Origin of the sequence: Noviherbaspirillum sedimenti (assembly GCF_003590835.1) — a bacterium.
Taxonomy (GTDB): domain Bacteria; phylum Pseudomonadota; class Gammaproteobacteria; order Burkholderiales; family Burkholderiaceae_D; genus Paucimonas; species Paucimonas sedimenti.
Genome location: NZ_QYUQ01000002.1, coordinates 3,687,988 through 3,706,583, shown reverse-complemented (window position 1 = coordinate 3,706,583; position 18,596 = coordinate 3,687,988). Strand labels below are relative to the sequence as shown.

The 18,596-nt window shown below is 55.8% G+C and carries 14 protein-coding genes; 1 reads left to right on the top strand and 13 read right to left on the bottom strand.

Annotated elements, in window-relative coordinates; all coding sequences use genetic code 11:
- Positions 1 to 122: 122 nt before the first annotated feature.
- Positions 123 to 902, bottom strand: coding sequence for an SDR family NAD(P)-dependent oxidoreductase (locus D3878_RS17190; protein WP_199688194.1), 780 nt, complete (start codon positions 900 to 902; stop codon positions 123 to 125).
- A gap of 400 nt (positions 903 to 1,302) precedes the next feature.
- Here D3878_RS17190 and D3878_RS17185 point away from each other — a divergent pair, with 400 nt between their 5' ends.
- Positions 1,303 to 2,115: an IclR family transcriptional regulator gene (locus D3878_RS17185; protein ID WP_119786597.1), complete on the top strand. Its 813-nt coding sequence runs from the start codon at positions 1,303 to 1,305 to the stop codon at positions 2,113 to 2,115.
- A gap of 171 nt (positions 2,116 to 2,286) precedes the next feature.
- Here the strand turns inward: D3878_RS17185 and D3878_RS17180 are convergent, their stop codons facing one another.
- The 12 genes from D3878_RS17180 to D3878_RS17130 form a co-directional block, all read right to left on the bottom strand.
- Entirely contained in the window at positions 2,287 to 3,399 is a 1,113-nt protein-coding gene (locus tag D3878_RS17180) for an aromatic ring-hydroxylating oxygenase subunit alpha (protein WP_119786596.1), read from the bottom strand.
- Between the two features lie 166 nt (positions 3,400 to 3,565).
- Positions 3,566 to 3,778, bottom strand: coding sequence for a hypothetical protein (locus D3878_RS23545; RefSeq protein WP_147384011.1), 213 nt, complete (start codon positions 3,776 to 3,778; stop codon positions 3,566 to 3,568).
- 187 nt (positions 3,779 to 3,965) lie between these two features.
- Positions 3,966 to 4,766 carry an SDR family NAD(P)-dependent oxidoreductase gene (locus D3878_RS17175; RefSeq protein ID WP_119786595.1) on the bottom strand — a complete coding sequence of 267 codons (801 nt, stop codon included), beginning with the start codon at positions 4,764 to 4,766 and terminating at the stop codon, positions 3,966 to 3,968.
- A complete protein-coding gene (locus tag D3878_RS17170) occupies positions 4,763 to 5,593 on the bottom strand; it encodes an SDR family NAD(P)-dependent oxidoreductase (RefSeq protein WP_158592303.1) in 831 nt (276 codons plus the stop codon). Before D3878_RS17170 ends, D3878_RS17175 begins: the two co-directional genes overlap by 4 nt.
- A 186-nt stretch (positions 5,594 to 5,779) precedes the next feature.
- Entirely contained in the window at positions 5,780 to 7,243 is a 1,464-nt protein-coding gene (locus D3878_RS17165; protein WP_119786593.1) for an aldehyde dehydrogenase family protein, read from the bottom strand.
- A complete protein-coding gene (locus D3878_RS17160; protein ID WP_119786592.1) occupies positions 7,233 to 8,909 on the bottom strand; it encodes a GMC family oxidoreductase in 1,677 nt (558 codons plus the stop codon). Before D3878_RS17160 ends, D3878_RS17165 begins: the two co-directional genes overlap by 11 nt.
- 118 nt (positions 8,910 to 9,027) lie before the next feature.
- Complete coding sequence (locus tag D3878_RS17155) at positions 9,028 to 10,461, bottom strand: MmgE/PrpD family protein (RefSeq protein ID WP_158592302.1); 1,434 nt, start codon at positions 10,459 to 10,461, stop codon at positions 9,028 to 9,030.
- A 53-nt stretch (positions 10,462 to 10,514) separates the two neighbouring features.
- Entirely contained in the window at positions 10,515 to 11,795 is a 1,281-nt protein-coding gene (locus tag D3878_RS17150; protein ID WP_119786590.1) for an MFS transporter, read from the bottom strand.
- Between the two features lie 107 nt (positions 11,796 to 11,902).
- Complete coding sequence (locus tag D3878_RS17145) at positions 11,903 to 13,978, bottom strand: efflux RND transporter permease subunit (RefSeq protein WP_338016813.1); 2,076 nt, start codon at positions 13,976 to 13,978, stop codon at positions 11,903 to 11,905.
- A gap of 398 nt (positions 13,979 to 14,376) precedes the next feature.
- On the bottom strand, positions 14,377 to 15,432 hold the full coding sequence (locus D3878_RS17140) for a YCF48-related protein (protein ID WP_158592301.1): 1,056 nt from the start codon (positions 15,430 to 15,432) through the stop codon (positions 14,377 to 14,379).
- Positions 15,433 to 15,524: 92 nt separating this feature from the next.
- Positions 15,525 to 16,874, bottom strand: coding sequence for a DUF1329 domain-containing protein (locus D3878_RS17135; RefSeq protein ID WP_119786587.1), 1,350 nt, complete (start codon positions 16,872 to 16,874; stop codon positions 15,525 to 15,527).
- A 20-nt stretch (positions 16,875 to 16,894) separates the two neighbouring features.
- Positions 16,895 to 18,514 carry a DUF1302 domain-containing protein gene (locus D3878_RS17130; RefSeq protein ID WP_147384008.1) on the bottom strand — a complete coding sequence of 540 codons (1,620 nt, stop codon included), beginning with the start codon at positions 18,512 to 18,514 and terminating at the stop codon, positions 16,895 to 16,897.
- Between the last annotated feature and the right edge of the window lie 82 nt (positions 18,515 to 18,596).

The window sequence follows — 18,596 nt, the reverse complement described above, 5'->3', positions numbered from 1 at the left end:
TGGAGGTATAAATTGTTGAAATCGGCACATTTGAATACGGTCTCGGACATGAAAAATATCCTTTTTTTGTATATTTACGCGATAACGCATCGTTGCATACGAAAACTGGTGCGGCCTTCAGATCATTCCATTGCCAACGTTTCGCAATACGGACGCAAATCCATCTCGAACGTCCATGCGGAACGCGGCTGGCAATGCACATTCCAGAAGGCTTCAGCGATCTGCTCAGTCGGGATGAGCGCATCGGGCGGACGGCGCTCGCGGACATCGGGAAACCTGGACAGCAGCCGGTCACCATCGATAGGCCCAACCGGCACGATATGCGCCACATGGATATTTTTGGCCCAGAATTCGCGCGCCATTGCCTGTGCCACGGCACGCAGGCCGAACTTCGCCGCTGCATACGCAGCCAGCTTGGGACGCGCCACCGAACCCGAAATCGATCCCGTGAACAAGATCGATCCTCTTTCCTGGGGCAACATTAACTTCGCTGCTTCGCGGCCGACAATAAAACCGCCGAGGCAGTTGGTGCGCCACACGTCTTCAATAAAAGCGGTGTCCATTTCGAGAATCCCGGACCGCCACTGACTACCGCCGGCATTGTAAATCGCTGCACGCAAGGGCCCCAATTGCTTGACGATTTGAAGCGCATTGGCCAGACCCTGGTCACTGGAAGCATCGCCCAAAGCAGCGACCGCACGACCGCCAAGCGCGTTGATTTCGTCAACCACCGCCTGAATTTTTTCCGCAGTGCGACCGGTAACCGCTACCTGCAGCCCGCCAGCCGCAAAACGACGCGCTATCGCGGCGCCCGTGCCATCGCGAGCGCCCACGCCGACCACCCAGGCAACCCCCGCCGACATGACGGCCCCTTGCTCGACATTACTATTTACTGCAGCCATTAGTAAATTCCCTTATATCCCCTATGTGAGGGCTATAAAAAATATCGCCACCTTTTATCAAATGCAATTTGCCGCAAATACCGGTCAATCCTACTTCATCACATTGAATTTAGCAACGACATATCGTTTAATATAACGAATTATCGTTTTATGGCGCAAAAAGTATTTGGCCGGCAATAACCGCCGGCCTGACTTGGCATTTTTGGATGCCGGCAGTTGTAAAAAATTACGAAATTTCGTATAAAATGAAGTTCAAGTTACATAATAAATAGTCGAATTAATCGCTTCCAATGAACTCGATTTGCAATCATGCAAGAAACGAATCATGAATAGCAATTTGTACAATTACTTATCGCAACTGCCTTCATTGTTATACCAAACTCATAGGGGAGATTTTTAATTGGCCACCACCGTACCAGCTGCCGCTCGCGCGTTAGCCGTATTTGAAGTATTTGCCAGAGAGAAGCGAGAGCTACTCAAATCCGAGTTGGCGCGACTGCTTGACCTCCCGGAAAGCAGTTGCTCTGACTTACTCAGCACACTGCACGAGATCGGTTATGTCGCCCGCACCGCAGGTACCAAGCGTTATTATCCGACTAGCAGACTGACTAACGTCGCAGCGGAGATTGCAAAGCACGATGAACTGTATGCAATTGGCAAGGAAGCAGCTGCGCTTCTCAGCGAAAAGACAATGGAGAGTTGCTATTTTGGCGAAATCGATGACTACGAAGTTCGCCTCGTCGCTGCGCAAGAAGGATCGCACCGGCTGCGTTATGTCGCCTTGGAAGGTGACCATGTCGCCATCCACGCGACGTCGATTGGCAAAGCAATTCTGGCAGAAATGGATCCACAGACACGCTACCGTTTGCTTCGCTTGAAGCCACTGCGGGCCCTAACCAGCAACACGATCGTCAATCCTGAACAACTGGAGGCGGAGATCGCAAAACAACGGGAAACCGGGATATTTTCAGCAGTGGATGAAGGGCGCGAGGGACTGAGCTCATTTGCGATTTCGGGCCGAGTTGGAGACCGATTGGTCGGCCTCTCGCTGACCGGACCGAGCGATCGCCTGAAGTCCCACGAGAAGGAATATAAGGAAGCGCTGCTGGAGGTCAAGGAGGCAGCGTTCGGCATGGATAATGCTCCGAAATCCAAGGGCAGACCGCGATCCCCTGCGCGCGGCCCCAGAAAAAATGCATCTTCCCATTCTTAAAATCGCATGCGCAGCCGATCAGCCAGACATTGCGACGATTCTTCCGCATGACTGGCAAATGGCATTGAAAAGAGACTTTCATGGATGCGGGAGCCGCTTCTTGCATTGGATGGCGATATTTGCGCCACCCAATGCAATTGCAGCCCTTGTCAAGCCACTTTTCGCAACCGCCTACCTGGCGCCGCCAGTCAGTTCCTCCATCAGGTCTTGATGACCGCTGGAGCGGGCCGGTCGGGGGGGTGCCTTTTTTTCCATCTCGGCTGTCAGAAGCTTCTTGAACATGCGTCGAACCGCCAAGCCTGCGGCATCCGCCGACAGGCTGACCACTGGCCGTCCCGGGGTTTCATTCAACCGCACTTGCTGCGGCTCAATGATCACGCGATCTTCATAGAGCGTCTTTATGTGCCCTTCACGCATCTTGGCAAAAACCTCTTCATTACCCAAGTGGACATTGGTATACCCATTCGAAAAGTAATGAGAGTTGCCTTCCGACGATGGCGTGACTGCCTGATACGTATACAGCTGAAAACCTCCCACCCTCACCCTACTACCATCCAATGCGCCACAACCTACGTCCAGTGCCCCATTCCAGAGTTGCATGCCGCTGGTAGAACATTCCATCTCCTGCCATCGGTCGCAGTTCCCCTTGAAGACAAAACCAGCGTACAGATCGGGAGGCACACTATTCGGAAGCTCTCGCGCAAACCTGACCCGTTTTCCATCGTCGTCCGTCGAAATTGTCAACTTGGCTTCGACGTTGGCTTGTACATCGCCATTGACTACCGAGTGGACATAAGCAAGATGAGTGAGATCCATGACGTTGTCATAAATCAATTTCCAGTCCGCTTTGTATTCAAGGTGGAGCAGACTGAAGAGTCCAAAAGTGTCATCGTTGACAGGTCCCGTAGTGGGGATGGTGGCTGGATCAGCAATTTCCGGATCACCAGTCCACACCCAGACAAACGAATCGCGCTCAACCACCGGATAGGTAAGTACCTGCATGTTGCGCGGTATGGACGTCTGGCTTGGCGCCTTCACGCATGCGCCAGTAATATCAAATTCAAGACCGTGATACGGACATTGCAATGAGCGGCCCTTGTTGCAGATAGGCCCAGCCGAAAGTGGCATCCCGCGATGCATGCAACGGTCTTCAAGTGCGGCTACCTGGCCCTCGTCCGTCCGGAAAAATACCATCGGCTTACCAAGAATCATGCGAGCAAGCGGCTTTTCAGAGTTCACTTCTGTCGCAAGTGCCGCCACATACCAACTATCATAAATAAACATCGTTATATCTCCTCACAAGGAATTAAATATTTAACAATCTGAATGAAAAATAGCTACTTGCTATAAGCGAACATAGCGGACACTACACAGGTTAGATGATGGATTTGAAAGATGAAATTCGTGAACTGGAAAAATAAACACCAGACCTCTCGCCCATGAGCATCTTTTAATTTACCAACAACCAAGCCGGGGGCCGCTCAGAAGCACCTGGCATCAGAGCAGAAACGATCAAACGTTCAACGTGCCTTTGCAAACCCGCAGCCGCGAAGCGGCGCGCAATCGCCGCACCAGTGGTGCCGTCGCGGGCACCACTCCCACTATCCAGCCCCCCCTCCGACATGATGCGGCTGTGCTTTCCATTATTATTCAATGCAGACATTAGTAAATTCCCTTACGCCCCACGTAGCGGGGCTTCAAGAAATGCTGACACATTCCACGAAATGCGATGCGCAGCAAAATATCTGCCAATCTTACTTCGTTTCGCCGAATCTCACAACGACATATCGGTATATATAACGAATTTTCGTATTGTGATGATGCAAAAATATTTGGCGGCATCAAATTGCTCAGGTGGCCGTTGCCCCTCCATCGACCAGCAATTCAGCGCCGGTGATGAAACTCGCCTCGTCCGAGGCGAGAAAAAGAATGGCATTGGCAAGTTCGCGTGGCGCAGCCATCCGCTTGAGGGGCACGTCCGCCACCACCTTGGCGAGAACGGCCTCAGGTGTCGTGCCTTCGCGGTCGGCAATCCGCTGCATCTGCTGTTGAATGGCTTCGGTCAGGGTGCCGCCGGGTGCAATGACGTTGACGCGAATCCGCCGCTTTTCCGCCGCGAAAGAAAGGGCCGCCGAGCGAGACATGGCACGGACGGCACCTTTTGCCGCGCTGTAGGGAAAGGATGCCGGCAGTCCGACAAAGGCGCCCAGACTCGCAATGTTCACGATCGATCCGCCTTCTGCCATAAACTCCCCTGCGATCTTCGTGCCCAGGAAGGCCCCGTCAGACGTCACACGCTGGTTGCTGTGCCACAGCTCGAGCGTGGTTTCCTCTATCGTCAGCGGTATGCGGAAAGCTGCATTGTTGACGAGGATGTGCAGCGCGCCAAAGCGGGTCATCGTCTCGGCGACCAAGGCACGCCAGCTGGCTTCATCGCCGGCGTCGAGCGGCATAAAGACCGCCGCATCGCCTGCCGCACTGGCGCTGGCCATTCCCGCCTCCCGGTCGAACTCGGCAACGACGACCGATGCGCCCTCCTCGACGAAACGCTTGACTGTGGCCCGGCCAATGCCGCCACCACCGCCGGTGACGATGGCCACCTTGCCGGCAAGCCGGCCGCGCGGTGCGCCAACTCCCGCAGCGGTCTTCATTTCCTGGCCATCGCCGGCTGCACCCCAAGCGAGCCGTAACCGGTCCAGGCAATCGGATCGCTGGCCAGTTCTGCGGCCTCGCGTTCCGGCAGCCCGGGTTTCCAACGGTTGGCGAGGATGCGACGACCGGAAAAGTCATTCGACGCATCGGAAGCCAGAAAGACGGCGGGAGCTGCCATGATAGTGTCGGGAAAAAGCTGCTCGCGAGGAATTCCCGATTTGTCAGTCATGCGCGTGCCTGTGCCGCCTCCCGGAACCAGCACATTGGAAGTCACCCCGGTGCCGGCCAGGTCATTCGCCATCACTGCGGTCTCGGCCTCCAAGGCCGCCTTCGAACCACCGTACAAGGAAAAACGCAGCATGGTGTCGAGACTGGTGGTATTGGCAACAATCCGGCCCCAGCCACGCTCGATCATGGCAGGCGCAAGCCGGGTGGCCAGCACCATCGGTGCGACCGCATTGATGGCAAAAAAACGCTCGATCACCGCACGATCCGAGCGCCAGAACCGATACGGATTGACGAGGTGGTCGGTGCTCACGGCGCTGACACTGATACCGGCATTGTTGAGCAGGATATCGATTCGACCGAAGGTTGCCAGCGCCTCATCCGCCAGACGCTCGGCCTCGCCGGCAACCGCAAGGTCGACCGCAATGGCCTTGGCCCGGCCGGGCATTGCAGCGGCAGCGGCCAGGGTTTCGGCCAACGCATCTACATCGGTGGAAGCCACTATCACATCGTGCCCCGCCTGCAGCAGTGCCAGCGCCATGACTCGGCCGAGACCGCGTCCGCCCCCTGTGACCAGGGCAATTCTGCTGCTGGTTGTCATGCGGACATCTCCCCGTCCACCAGTTCCACGCCCGGTTCCCATTTGAGAATGCGCGTCATCGCGAGCTTACTGTTCATTTCATGCCTCCTATTGGCTGGTTATTGACTACCGAATTTATCCCACCGGGTTGCAAGGCAAGCTTGGCCGCCCTCGGCGGCCACGGCCGTGCCGTTGTATTCCCTCTGGTTAAGTTGCCACCCAGACGTTCTTGATCTGGGTAAATTCATGAATGCCGTGCACCCCGCCGGTTCGGCCGACGCCGCTTTGCTTCACGCCGCCGAATGGCATTGACGCCGAGAAGCCGAAGCCATTGATCCAGACATTACCGACATCCATTTGCGACGCCATCCTGTGCGCACGCGGCAAGTCATGGGTATGCACATAGGCTGCAAGCCCGAACTCTGTATCGTTGGCAATGCGGACAGCTTCGTCATCGGATTCGAACTTCATGAGCGAAAGCACGGGGCCGAACACTTCGTTTTGCCCCAGCGTCGAACGGTTATCCACGTCCGCGAACAGGGTCGGCTGAATGAAATACCCGTTAGCCAGCTCGCCGCCCAGGCGCGCCCCGCCGGTGACCAGACGCGCAGACCCGGCCCGCTTCACGCCATCGATGATCCCCATGATCCGGTCACATGCAGCGGCATTGATTACCGGCCCCATCTGGGTGGATTCCAAATAGGGGTCGCCCAGCTTGACGGCCTCCATATGCTGCTTGCAGCGCTCGACGAATTCATCATAGATAGAGGCTTCGATCAGAACGCGCGTGCCGAGCATGCACCCCTGGCCGGAAATCGAGATGGCGCCGGTGATCGCATCACGTGCCGCAGCGTCGATATCGCAGTCCGCAAATACCAGACGTGCAGACTTGCCGCCCAGTTCGAGGCCGACCGGGGTCAGGTTTTCCCGCGCCGCGCCCAAAATCGCTTTGGCAGTTGCGCCGCTACCGGTGAAATGGATCTTGTTGACACCAGGATGCGAAACCAGTGCGTGGCCGGCTTCCACACTGCCCGGGACGATGTTCACGACGCCTGGTGGAATGCCCGCCTCCAGAAGAAGTTCGCCATATCTCATCGCCGAAAATGGTGCGAACTCGGAAGGCTTGACCACGACTGTATTGCCGGCTGCGAGCGCGGGCGCCACCGTGTTGCCGAATATGCCCATCGGAGCATTCCACGGGATGATGATGCCGACCACCCCGTAGGGTTCAGGCGTCGCATAGTCAAGTCCCTGGTTTGGCCACGTCGGGATCAGCTCGCCGGTCATCTTGTCCGCCCAGCCAGCGTAATAGCGGAAGCTGTCGATAGCGGCCCCATGAAGGAACACGGCCTTGGATGCCGGGATGCCACTTTCCGCCGTGCCTATCCGACCTATATCGCCCGCATGCTTCTGCAACAGGTCCGCGAACTTCAACATCAGATCGCGGCGCTTGTTGCCAGCCAGCTGCCGCCATCCTTTAGCCGCCGCGCGTGCTGCCTTGACGGCAGCATCGATCTCCGCTACGCCACCCAGCGGCACATTCAGCGTGGGCAATCCGCTGGCCGAAAAAATATGTTGATGGACCCCGCCGGTGGATTCTGTAATACGACGTTCACCGACCAGAATCGCCGGTACTGGCAAAATTTCCTTGAATGGATAATTAAACGACATGAGCAGTCTCCTGTATGAATTGGCTCTTATTTATTTGCTTACCGCGGGGATGCAGTACACGCCCCCGTATCAAATCCGACACCTTCTCGCCAACCATGATGGACGGTGCATTGGTATTACCGGATGGGACATCCGGCATGATCGAGGCATCAGCAACACGCAGTCCGTCAATCCCACGCACCTTCAGTTCCGGATCAACGACAGCATCCTCATGTATGCCCATTTTGCAGGTGCCGACGGGATGATGCGTCAATCCACATGCCTGGCGGATAAATGCTTCGATTTCTGCATCCGAGGCATACGCTGCGCCCGGAAGAGATTCTTTCAATATGATGTCCTTCAGCGGCGATTGCGCATAGATTTCGCGGCCTGCGCGCACTCCACGTATCATGCGGTCCATGTCGGAACGCTCCTGCATCAGATTGAACTGAATGCGCGGCGCATCCGCCGGATTGCCGGAGCGCAGCGTTACGTGCCCCCGGCTATCCTGGCGCAACATGATTACCCCAAGGCTGAGCCCTTGTTGGGGGTGTTTTAAGAACGGCGCCCATATATTGGCCCCCATGTTAATAGCAGGGCAGCCAAGCTGAATGTCGGCGCGGTTCCATGATGGATCAGTGGGCAAGAAAATATTGCAGCCACACACATTTGATGCAAACGGGCCTGTACCGAACAAGGCCCAACGCAAATAGGAGATTACCGCGCGATCAAACCGCAATTCATTTTCGAAGGTAAGCGGCTTGGCGGCAAAGCTCATGTAAAGCATCGGGTGCTCGACCAGGTTGCGTCCGACGCCAGGCAGATCCAGAACAGGCTTGATCCCATTTGCTGCCAGCTGTTCGGCCGGTCCGATCCCGGACAACATAAGCAATTGCGGCGAGCCGTATGCCCCACCGGAAAGAATTACCTCGCGCCGGGCGTGCACCACCGTCTTCTGGCCATCGACAATGTACTCGACGCCGACGGCGCGCCGGTTTTCGATCACCACACGTGTGGTCAGGGCCCTGGAAACGACATGCAAATTAGGCCTCTGTAGTACAGGCTGGATGTAGGCGCGGTAGGTGTTGGCGCGGCGTCCACGCTTGTCGACCGTCATTTCAGTTGCGATTACGCCATGCGGCAGGTCGTCATGGTAATCATCAACGGCCGGATAGCCTGCATTCAGGACAGACTGCCGGAAATCCTTGAACAACAGCCTGGGCGTATTGGAAATCGCCACGCCTAACGGGCCGCTCCCGCCACGATATTCGGTGTCGCCCGCCCAGCTGCTTTCGGCACGCTTGAAATAAGGGAGCACGTCGGCATAGCTCCAGCCGGCGCACCCTTGCGCGGCCCAATCGTCATAATCATGCTGGTCGCCTCTGGCGTAAATCATGCCATTGATCTGGGAGCATCCACCGAGCGCCTTGCCGCGCCGAACTTCCAGTTGGCGCCCATTCAAGCCTGGTTCTGGTTCGCTCTTGAATCCCCAGCCCAGATCTTCGCGCCGTAAGGTTTGGGGGAACGCTGCGGGCATGTTGGGAAACAGGCCGGAAGCTTTTCCACCAGCCTCGATCAGCAGCACAGAAACGTCGGATTCTTCCGACAGGCGACTGGCAACCACACATCCAGCCGAACCTGCGCCGACAACAATATAATCAAACTCTTTTGGCGGAATACGTGCCATATGGTGCCCAATCCTTTAGACAGAATATTAAAATCGAAGATGCTTGTTTACGCTTGGTTTCCGACCACAGCAGGAGCTTTCCAGATTCCGACAACTTCCGTCGGTCCCGGGCTTGGACTTATTCTTGACGCACCAGTTGCGCAAGCAGCGCTGTCAGGTCACGTTCGGCTTCCAGATTGTCGAGAATGCCAATAGCTGTACTGATTTGTGCGGAGGTCAGCTCGGTGGCGCAGAAATTCGAAAATTTCATATCCATCTCTGCGTCGGTCATCACCGATTCTGGTATGTACGGATCGCCATGAGCATAATCTGAAGAGGCTGAAAACACCTGGCCGCGAGCATGCACCTTGATCGCACAACGCATGCGGGCAATATGACCGAGCCGCTTGAGATCCTCGGCTGCTACCTGCCCCGCTGTCGGTTCGACATCAACAACGACGCGGTCCATGAACGCCCGGATCGCCGGATTGGCTCGTGCTGCCGGCGTGTGCCAACCCGGGCCTGGAACGCCACCATGGAGGGCGCAACCCAACAGGAAAGGAATACTGAAACAGGCGTCAACCATCGATTCCACCACCGGGCTGTCGAGTTTTTTGACCAGTGCAACGCCAGGCGCGGCAACTTCAATGCGCTCAATTTCTTCGGCGCCCAGGCCCTGCTTTTCTTTTATCTTGAGCAGCATGTCAATTGCCGCGCCGGCAAAGCGGCAGCCTGGGTAGGGCTTGTAGGCGACAAGTTCGACGCCCCAATTTTCGCCGAGACCTTCCGTGAGCCGATCCCAGTCGACGCCAAGCGAACCGAGCATGCGCCACAATCCATTGTCCCCATCCAGCATTGCCGGCTCACCGGTAAAGCCTTCCTTGGCAAGCAGTGCAGCGACTATGCCGGCTTCTCCGAGCGTGCCATACATGGCATATTTCGTCATCGGCCGTGGCAGCGTTTCGCCGAATTTGCCAGAGGCAGCGACCGGGATGGTGGACGCCGTGATATTGATTGCGTTGAGCATCTGCTCGTAATTCAAGCCGAGCAGGCGACCGGCACATACCACGGCGCCAAAGGCTCCCCAGCTATAACCGCTCACCGGCGCAAACTTCTGTTCGCCTTCCGGCGTCACCATCAAGCCCTTCAATGACATGCCAATACGGCCCGCCACCTCGAAGCCGACAGCAATTGCGGCGATCAATTCCTTGCCTGAACTGTTCTGGCGCTCAGCCATCGCTATTGCCGCCGGTAGGGTAGCTGCGGCAAGATGCGCCTTGTACTTGTAGGTATCGTCAGCATCGATTGCGTTGACGAGGTGAGAGTTGATGTAAGTCGCCAAGGGCGCCGGCATTTTTTTTCCGCTGACGAGCACAGTGGCTTCCTCGGCGCCGCCATAGGCCTGGATCACCTTGGAGACAATTTCGCTGGAGGGCAGGTCGAATCCCGCCACAGCGCAACCCAAGGTATCCTTCAACAGTCGTTTCGTTGCCTTGGTAACAGATGGCGGCAGCGTTTCGTAAGTATTGCTGCAGGCAAATTCCGCCAGGCGCGCCGTGTAGGTTTCTTGCATGTCGTATTCCTTTCTTTTCTGGTGTTGTGACAAGACTGCTGGCGCAGTCAATCTTAGAATTTTTTGGGATAGCGCCCGAGCAGAGCGATGCTTACCGCCGCAACGAGTAGAAAGGCAGCAGAAAAATAGAAGCCGGCATGAAAGCTGCCAGTGACGCGATGCAACCAGGCCACCCATACGGGGCTGGCGGCCCCGCCCAGCGCCATCACACCATATATCCAGCCGAAAATCTCGGAATAGGAGCGCAATCCGAAGTAGCGCGCCGCGACATACGCCATGAAATCGGCTTCCGCGCCGAGCACGAAACCAATCGCGAATGCGGTATAAAGGCTTATCTCGCCGTTTCCTGCAAGCAGCAAACCGACCGCAGAAATCAAGGTGATGGCGACGCCGACAATCGGCGCGAACATCAGGTCAAGCAGCGTGCCGCTAACGAAACGTCCCGCCAGCATGGATAAGCCGACAACACTCATCATACCAATCCCATCGGCCTTCGAAATACCCAATTCCAGCAGGGCGGGCAAGAAGTTCATGTACGTGCCGACAGTGGAAAAGGCCATCAGGAAGGTTGCAACGACCATCCACCAGAACTGCCGTGTGCGAATAACGGCTTTGGTCGACAATCCCTCCAACGCTACCTTCTGTGTTCCAACGGCCAGGGGGCGCTCCCGATAAAACAAAAACACCAAAGGCAATGGGATCAGTGCGGCAACGGCCAGCATCAGCCAGGCGAAGCGCCAGCCGTGCATGTCAATCAGGTCAGGGATGAACAGCGGCGTGAGTGCAGCAAGCAAGCTCGGGCCGGTCATCATCAAGCCGAGGGCGAGTCCGCGGCTGTTCTTGAACCAGACATTAAGCGTCCTTGAATAGCAAACATGGGTCGTACCGGCACCGCCGATGCCAATAAACAGATACGCTGCATAAAACCACCAGATTGACGTGCGTACCTGGGTCACCAGCGCCATGCCAATCGCTAACAGCACGATCGACGTCAGGATGACTGGTCGTGCCCCCACCCTGTCGGCCAGGCGGCCCGCCTGAGGGCCAACAATGAACATCATGATGGTTAAAATGGCGGGGGCCATGGTAATCTGGCTGAGCTCCCAACCGAATGCCTCGTGCCAGGGAACGAGGAATAGCGGCACCAGCATGGACACCATGGACACCATGCCGAACCCTACCCCAATCAATGCCGCCAGCAACACCGGGAAGCCCTGGCGGAACTCCGCCAGTTTCTCCGGCAAAGTGCCTTGCGCTTCTTCTCCCGCATGCTTCATCCCGGCAACCACATCCGGGCGCGCTATCTGGTTTAATGTCTGACTACTTTTTGACATGGTGAAATCTCCATAACTTTTTAATATTGATAAACCCCGCACATTGAACAGACACAATCCGTCCCTGACAGGAATCGCAGGGCTCGCCGATGCCTGCCTGCAAATTCTTATGCGGCAATCTTTGTCAAACTCTTCTTTTTCAAGCTATCCGTTTGTCCGGAAACCACCACACCATGCAGCTTGTCCGACAGGAAAAAATGAGACAGCGCGGGAATCAGTATCAGGGCGCCAACCATATTCCAGATAAACATGAAGGCCAACAATATTCCCATATCGGCTTGGAATTTGATTGGTGACCACGCCCAGGTGAACACGCTGACTGCCATGGTCAATGCCACCAGCAAAACCATCCGGCCGGTAAATGCGATCGACTGCTGGTAAGCGGCGGCAAGCGGAACGCCCTTGCGCTGCAAGGCAATCTGCACACTCAAAAGGTAAAGCGCATAATCCACGCCGATGCCTACCCCCAAGGCAATCACTGGCAAGGTCGATACCTTGACACCGATGCCAAGCGCCACCATCAATGCTTCACACAGGAAGGAGGTGATCACGAGAGGAATCAAGGCGACCACCGTCGCGCGCCAACTGCGGAACGTCCAGTAGCACAGCAGCATGACCGCTACGTATAGCGCGAGCAGCATTGGATACTGCGCTTCACGCACGACGATATTGGTGATCGATTCGATCCCTGCGGAGCCGGCTGCTGGCATGAAGCTGATATCCGCGCTGTTATGTTCTGCTGCGAATGCTTCAACCGTCTTTAAAACACTATCCAGCGTTTCCGCCTTGTGATCGGTCAAATACACGACGAGCGGGGTGATGGAACAATCGAGATTCACCAGATCCGGCTGCTCTTGCTGTGCACGTGCGGAGGCCGAGCCGAGCGAGGCGCGATTGCGTATGATGGAATCCCATTTTGGCGATCCTTCAACGGCACCCTTGAGCACCTTGCGCACGCTACCCGAATGGGACTGCACGGCGAGCACGCCTTCGACGCCCTGCAATGCCCAGGCCAGACGCTCGACTTCGACCAGATTAGGATATGTATAGCACTCGCCTGGCTTGGTCTTGACAATCACGGCGAACTGCTCGCTGGTCTGGCCGAAATAACGAGAAATAAAGTCCACATCGCGGTTGTAGCGAGAATCGACGCGCAACTCCGGTGCACCCGGATCGAGATCCCCGGTCTTGAGCATAGTCAGGCTGATTGTCGCCGCAATGACGCCAATCAACAGCGAAACACCGACCACCGCCAGGGCCAGCGGACGACGGGTAAGTCGTTCGATGGACCGGCTTACCCAGGTATCGCCGCTCTGTTCCAGGCGCTCTTGCGCAACGATCGATCGCGCCGCTGCGCTTGGACTTACCCCGATATAGGAGAGCGCAACGGGAATAAAAACCAGCTTGGTAAAAATCAGCACCGTAACGCCGATGCTGGTGACAATCGCCATTTCCTTGATGATCGGGATATCGATCATGATGAATACACTGAAGCCCACCAGATTGGCCAGCAACGCTGTAAGCCCGGTAAGAAACAGCCGACGGAACGTGTAGCGTGCCGCAACGTACTTGTGCGTGCCACGGCCCACATCCTGCATGATGCCGTTCATTTTTTGCGCGCCGTGCGACAGGCCAATTGCGAAAATCAGAAATGGCACCAGGACCGAGTAGGGATCCAGCGCAAAACCCGTCAGGCGCATGATACCGAGCAACCAGGTCACGCCGACGAGTGAGGAGAAAACCAGCATCAACGTGCTGCGAACACAGCGGGTATAAAAGAAGATGATTGCGGTCGCCAACAGCACCGACATCACAAAAAAGATCGCGACGCGGCCCAGGCCAGAGATAAGATCGCCGACCAGCTGGGCGAAACCGATAATGTGGATCTTGGCGCCGTCGCCTTCCAGCGAACGCACCTGCGCCTCTATGTTCTTCGATAACGCATGGTAGTCGATCGCCTGGCCCGTTGCCGGGTCGCGCCCCAGCAAAGGCACAACGATCATGGCAGAACGCTGATCGGTTCCGACCAGGCTTCCAACAGCCTTTGCGCGGTCAACATTGATGCGCAATTGCTTGAAGGCCGCCTCCGGATTGTCGAAACGCGATGGCATGATCGGAGCGCCTTCGTACCCTTCTTCAGTGACCTGGGTCCAGCGCGCCGACGCCATCAGGATCGACTTCATGCGGGCACGATCGACGCCGGGCAGAAGATAGAGGCGATCATTCACCTGGCGGAAAACCTTGAAGAATTCCTCGTTGTAGATATCGCCCTTGGGATTTTCCACGACGACACGCAGGTTGTTCCCAAGACCCTGCAAATCGTCTCGATACTGAAAATAATTCTTGATGTACGGGTGCGAGCTCGGGATCATTTTCTCGAAGCTTGCATTGACTTCCAGTTGTGCCGCTTGCCACCCCAAAAACAATGTCGCCACCAACGCCAGCAATAGCATTGCCAGCCTGTTATTGAAGACCAGTCTTTCAAGTGTTTTTCCGGACTGCCTGTCGAACTCGCTCAATTCGCGAATCACTGGAAAATTCGTATCAGAAATACCCGCTGCCATGATAACTACCTTTCAACTCACTTAAGTGGCAACACGCGCACGCCGCGGCTACCAGCAACGATCAGCGATTGTCCCGATCCGGGCATGACCGAATAACAGCCCATGCCGCATTCATACTTTTTGAAAGTATCGCCAAGATCGGTGCTCACCAGAACAGTACCGTCTTCACCCACGAGCGACAGGGCACTGCCCGGCAAAAATGTCCCGGCGGTCAAAAGCGTCGAGGTGCCTGTGGACAGGGGTTTCCATGCACTTCCGCCATCGGTACTGAGAAACGCTCGCCCACGCAAACCGAAAACCGCCACATTCTTCCCCTGCACTGCGACGCCAGAATATGAACCCTTGTAGGGCGATTGCAGCGACACAAAGCGCTTCGTTGCGGCATCGAGCTTGAGCATCAGCCCCTGTTCTCCGACCAGGAAAACATTTTCATGATCGCCCCGGATTGATGTGAGATGGAATAACTGCGGGTTATCGGTGCGTTCCAGCCAAGGCACCCAGGTGACCCCGCCGTCTTCGGTGGCCAGGATCATGTTGAAGGCCCCGATCACGAAGCCTTGCTTCTCGTTTTTGAACCAGACATCGAGGAAAGGCTTGTCGGGGCCATCCTGAAGCAAGGCCTCGGCTTGCTGCAGCGCGTCCCGCAGCGCCAGATTATCCGGATTGGCAGCCATTTCGCGCTGGTAATAATCGTGCATCAGCTTTGCGACCGAGCGACCATCGAAACGCTTGGTCCAGGTTTTGCCTGCATCCTCGCTCGTTAATACAACACCGTCATGGCCAACCGCCCATCCGCGTGTCGGCGTCGGAAAATCCAGCGCGACCAGATCGGCCTCAAGAGCGACCTTGCTTTGCTTCCAGGACGTGCCGCCATCCCGTGATGTAAGAATGATGCCGTGCTTTCCTGCTGCGACGATGTCATTGCTGGCACGAGTTACGGCGAGCATTGGTGCAATGCTCGCATGGCTATACATCGGTACCTGCTTGTCGAGCGGATCGACAAATCGGGAAGCGGGAGGCGCAGCAAACGCTGCCGTCGTTATGCACAGCGCGCCGAGTAGCAATATTTTCATGACATTTACTCGCGTAGATTCTGTCAGGTGGTGCATCGACGAAAAAGCAAGGTGATGCACCACCGATTCCAAATGAAGGGCTGGGCGGCAGCTTAGCGCGACAGCACCGACTGAAGGTTTTGCGGCGTAAACGCATCGGGGTTTGGCTTGTCGCTCAGGATCTTGCCATCAGTACCAAGACGGCTGATGTGGTACACGCCGCCAGACAGGTCATAAGAGAAGTACGCCGTCGAGAATGGGAAGTTTTGGTCATACACCTGGATTACCGGCGCAGTAACCGAGCGGAACAGCTTGCCCGACATGTCGTATTGATCAGAGAAACCGACAGCCGGATTGTCCTCCTCAAAATAGAAAACGCGTTTGCTGTAAATATGACGGTAGCCTTCCTTGAGCGTTGCCTCCACGACCCAGACACGACGCAGTTCAAAGCGCGTGAAATCCGGATTAAGAAAGTTTTTGCCCAGCAGCTTGTCTTTGTCGACAATCATCAGGTCATAATTGTTATACGGGATATACATTTCCTTCTTGCCGATCAGCTTGAAAGCGAAACGGTCCATCGGGCCGTAAAACACTTGAAGATCATCAGTGACCATGGAATTGGCAGCAGAAGCCACTGGAAAATCGTAATTTGCATCCGGCGTAATACGGACCCGACGCTGACCAGGTTGATAACCCCATCTCTTGTCACCGGCTGTCATAGGCTTGGTGGAGTACTTGGAGACAAAACCCTCGCCATTTATGCTGGCCGGAGCAACTATGCGTCCAAGCGCCATGTAGTAGTAACTTTCGGCTTCCTTCTCGAACCATGCCGCGTCCTTTCCCGGCATATAGTATGGAAAAATCAATTGCATCAAGTATTTCGCTGTATGGACCTGCCGCCCCGCACGGTCGACATAAAGTGAATCGGTTGTCGAGCGAACCGCACTGCCGCGCCACGGCATCAGGTGGTTCCACATCACTTCATATCCGGTCTTCGGGAACGGGAAAGGAAGCGCGCCGAAAGCGCCAGACAGTTCAAGACCATCAGGCGTGGTTTTGGCATTCAGCACGTTCTTGCGCGCAGCATCGCATAACTCCTTCGGCTCGTCATAGGTACGGCGAGTCGGATAAACGTCGATGCGGTAGTCAGGATAGCGCTTCAACAGTTCCTTCTGCACTGCTCCCAGCTTGTCGGCATACTGCGCCAGATTGGCGGCCGTGATGCTGAACAACGGCTTGTCGCTGGCGAATGGATTGGGGTAGATGCCGCTGCCGGGCACAAAACCAGCTGGCGCCTTGGGGCTGCCAGTCCAGGCTGGGATATTGCCGGATGCGCCTTTCGGCGCACCCCAGCAAGTCAGCTCGGTACCGAGCTTTTGCGCTTCTTCGGATGTTCCGACAGCGAAGCTTGCAGATGATGCTGCCAGCAGCCCGCAGAGCAGTGCGTGATGTTTCTTCAACATGAATATCTCCTTGTGATTTTTTAGAAATTGTAACGGTACGACAGGCCGAGCCAATCCTTGTCATAGTTCGCACTGGCACCATTGTTGACATAGGTGGCACCGGTACCGCGATGCTTGTTATCGAAGTTAGTGTATGTCAGGGCAACGTAATGCTTGGCGTAGATCGCGGCATTCAAGCCCACCGACAAGATCTGGGTTCCTTCATTGATAGCACCACCGGCGGTGGGAGCATTCCCTTTCAAACCTATCATGTAGACGATCGGCAAGCTCAGATCAACGCCCGGAAATACCTGCTGCCATGACTGCGAGAATGCGGCGCTCAGATGGTAAGCATTCTTGGTCGGACAGCCGGCAGTGATATCCTCATTAGCGCAGGCAGCGGCAAACCCCTGATAACGCGCGGCGTTTTCAGTGATCTTGGCCAGATGCGCCCAAGACAATTCCACCTGGAGCGCCGCAGTTGACCACAATGCATTCTGGTTGAATACTTTTGCCGCATTCAGCACGCCATGAATGGTTTCACCGCGCGCTGGCTGGAGCGTTACCGGATCGATACCACCGGCGAGGCCTTGGCCTTTACGGTAGGACAATTCGGCACCGACCGCTGCACCGGCAATATTGGTATTTGCCGTCACGCCCAGCAACTGGACATCACGATTTGCCAGCAAGCGATAGAAGCCGGGGCCGGCCTGCGTATAGGTGAGCGATTTGTCATCAAAACGGCGGTAGACCAGTCCCAGCGTCGCGTTGGCCCATTGAGGCTGATACCTTAGCATCAGACTGACATCGCCCTTGTCGTTTTCGCGCGGCTCCTGGCGCAGCAATGCCCCGTTGCGTACCGGCCCAAAGGTCACGACATCGTTGAGAGCAAAGAACGTACCGCCCTCGCTCGAGCGACTTGCACGATATTCGAGCGTGTAGTCGAGGGAGACATCGAGCGCGCTACTCAAAGGAACGACTGCCGACAGACGCGACAGCGGCAGCAGCGTCTCTTTGGCAGTCGCGCCTGGGCTCATGGCTGCCTTTTGACCGTCACCCGGAGTCATGGAAACCGCGACCGAGTTGGCCGAGGCGACACCAAAAACGGCTTCACCCCATAACAGACCAAAACGGCCCAGCTTGACATTTGCGTTTCCCGCTGGCACTGGCAAATTAGCCCAGACAAAAGCGTCATTGAATTCCGCGGACGGCCCATGATAGTAGCGCTTCACGTAGGGGGTAAAAGCATTGCCCGGGTAGTTGGCAGTAGCGGCAAATGCCGGATTGGATTTGCCAAAGCTGCCGTAGGCATCATCAAACCAGGCTGAACCACTGACGCGAAAACCAACGATGTTTTTGTACGATAGATCGAATTCGCTGAACAAGTCGACGCGGTTCAGAATCGTATCGCCCTTGTCGAAGATAAATTCGGACTCGTCACGTAGCCCAGTACTCGCAGGACCACCCAAGTCGATGCCTGCAACACGCTTGCCATAGTTATACCGGATCGTGTTATCAAGGTTAATCACCAGGTCATCATTGCCGGTATCGATGGAAAAGGCGTATGCCTGCCCCAAAACCAACATGCTTAATAGCGCACTAGCGCCACCAAAGCGCTTCGTCAAGCGGCTGTCTCTATTACGTTTATTCGATTTCGACACCTTGTCTCCTCAATTATTTTCAAGAACAACACGAACTCACGCAGACATTACTAATTCGTTTTAATTAAGCAATTTTCCGTCA

Coding starts and splice junctions, on each gene's coding strand:
- D3878_RS17190 (WP_199688194.1), bottom strand. CDS start 902: ATGGCTGCAGTAAATAGTAATGTCGAGCAAGGGGCCGTCATGTCGGCG.
- D3878_RS17180 (WP_119786596.1), bottom strand. CDS start 3,399: ATGTTTATTTATGATAGTTGGTATGTGGCGGCACTTGCGACAGAAGTG.
- D3878_RS23545 (WP_147384011.1), bottom strand. CDS start 3,778: ATGTCTGCATTGAATAATAATGGAAAGCACAGCCGCATCATGTCGGAG.
- D3878_RS17175 (WP_119786595.1), bottom strand. CDS start 4,766: ATGAAGACCGCTGCGGGAGTTGGCGCACCGCGCGGCCGGCTTGCCGGC.
- D3878_RS17170 (WP_158592303.1), bottom strand. CDS start 5,593: ATGACAACCAGCAGCAGAATTGCCCTGGTCACAGGGGGCGGACGCGGT.
- D3878_RS17165 (WP_119786593.1), bottom strand. CDS start 7,243: ATGTCGTTTAATTATCCATTCAAGGAAATTTTGCCAGTACCGGCGATT.
- D3878_RS17160 (WP_119786592.1), bottom strand. CDS start 8,909: ATGGCACGTATTCCGCCAAAAGAGTTTGATTATATTGTTGTCGGCGCA.
- D3878_RS17155 (WP_158592302.1), bottom strand. CDS start 10,461: ATGCAAGAAACCTACACGGCGCGCCTGGCGGAATTTGCCTGCAGCAAT.
- D3878_RS17150 (WP_119786590.1), bottom strand. CDS start 11,795: ATGTCAAAAAGTAGTCAGACATTAAACCAGATAGCGCGCCCGGATGTG.
- D3878_RS17145 (WP_338016813.1), bottom strand. CDS start 13,978: ATGAAGTCGATCCTGATGGCGTCGGCGCGCTGGACCCAGGTCACTGAA.
- D3878_RS17140 (WP_158592301.1), bottom strand. CDS start 15,432: ATGAAAATATTGCTACTCGGCGCGCTGTGCATAACGACGGCAGCGTTT.
- D3878_RS17135 (WP_119786587.1), bottom strand. CDS start 16,874: ATGTTGAAGAAACATCACGCACTGCTCTGCGGGCTGCTGGCAGCATCA.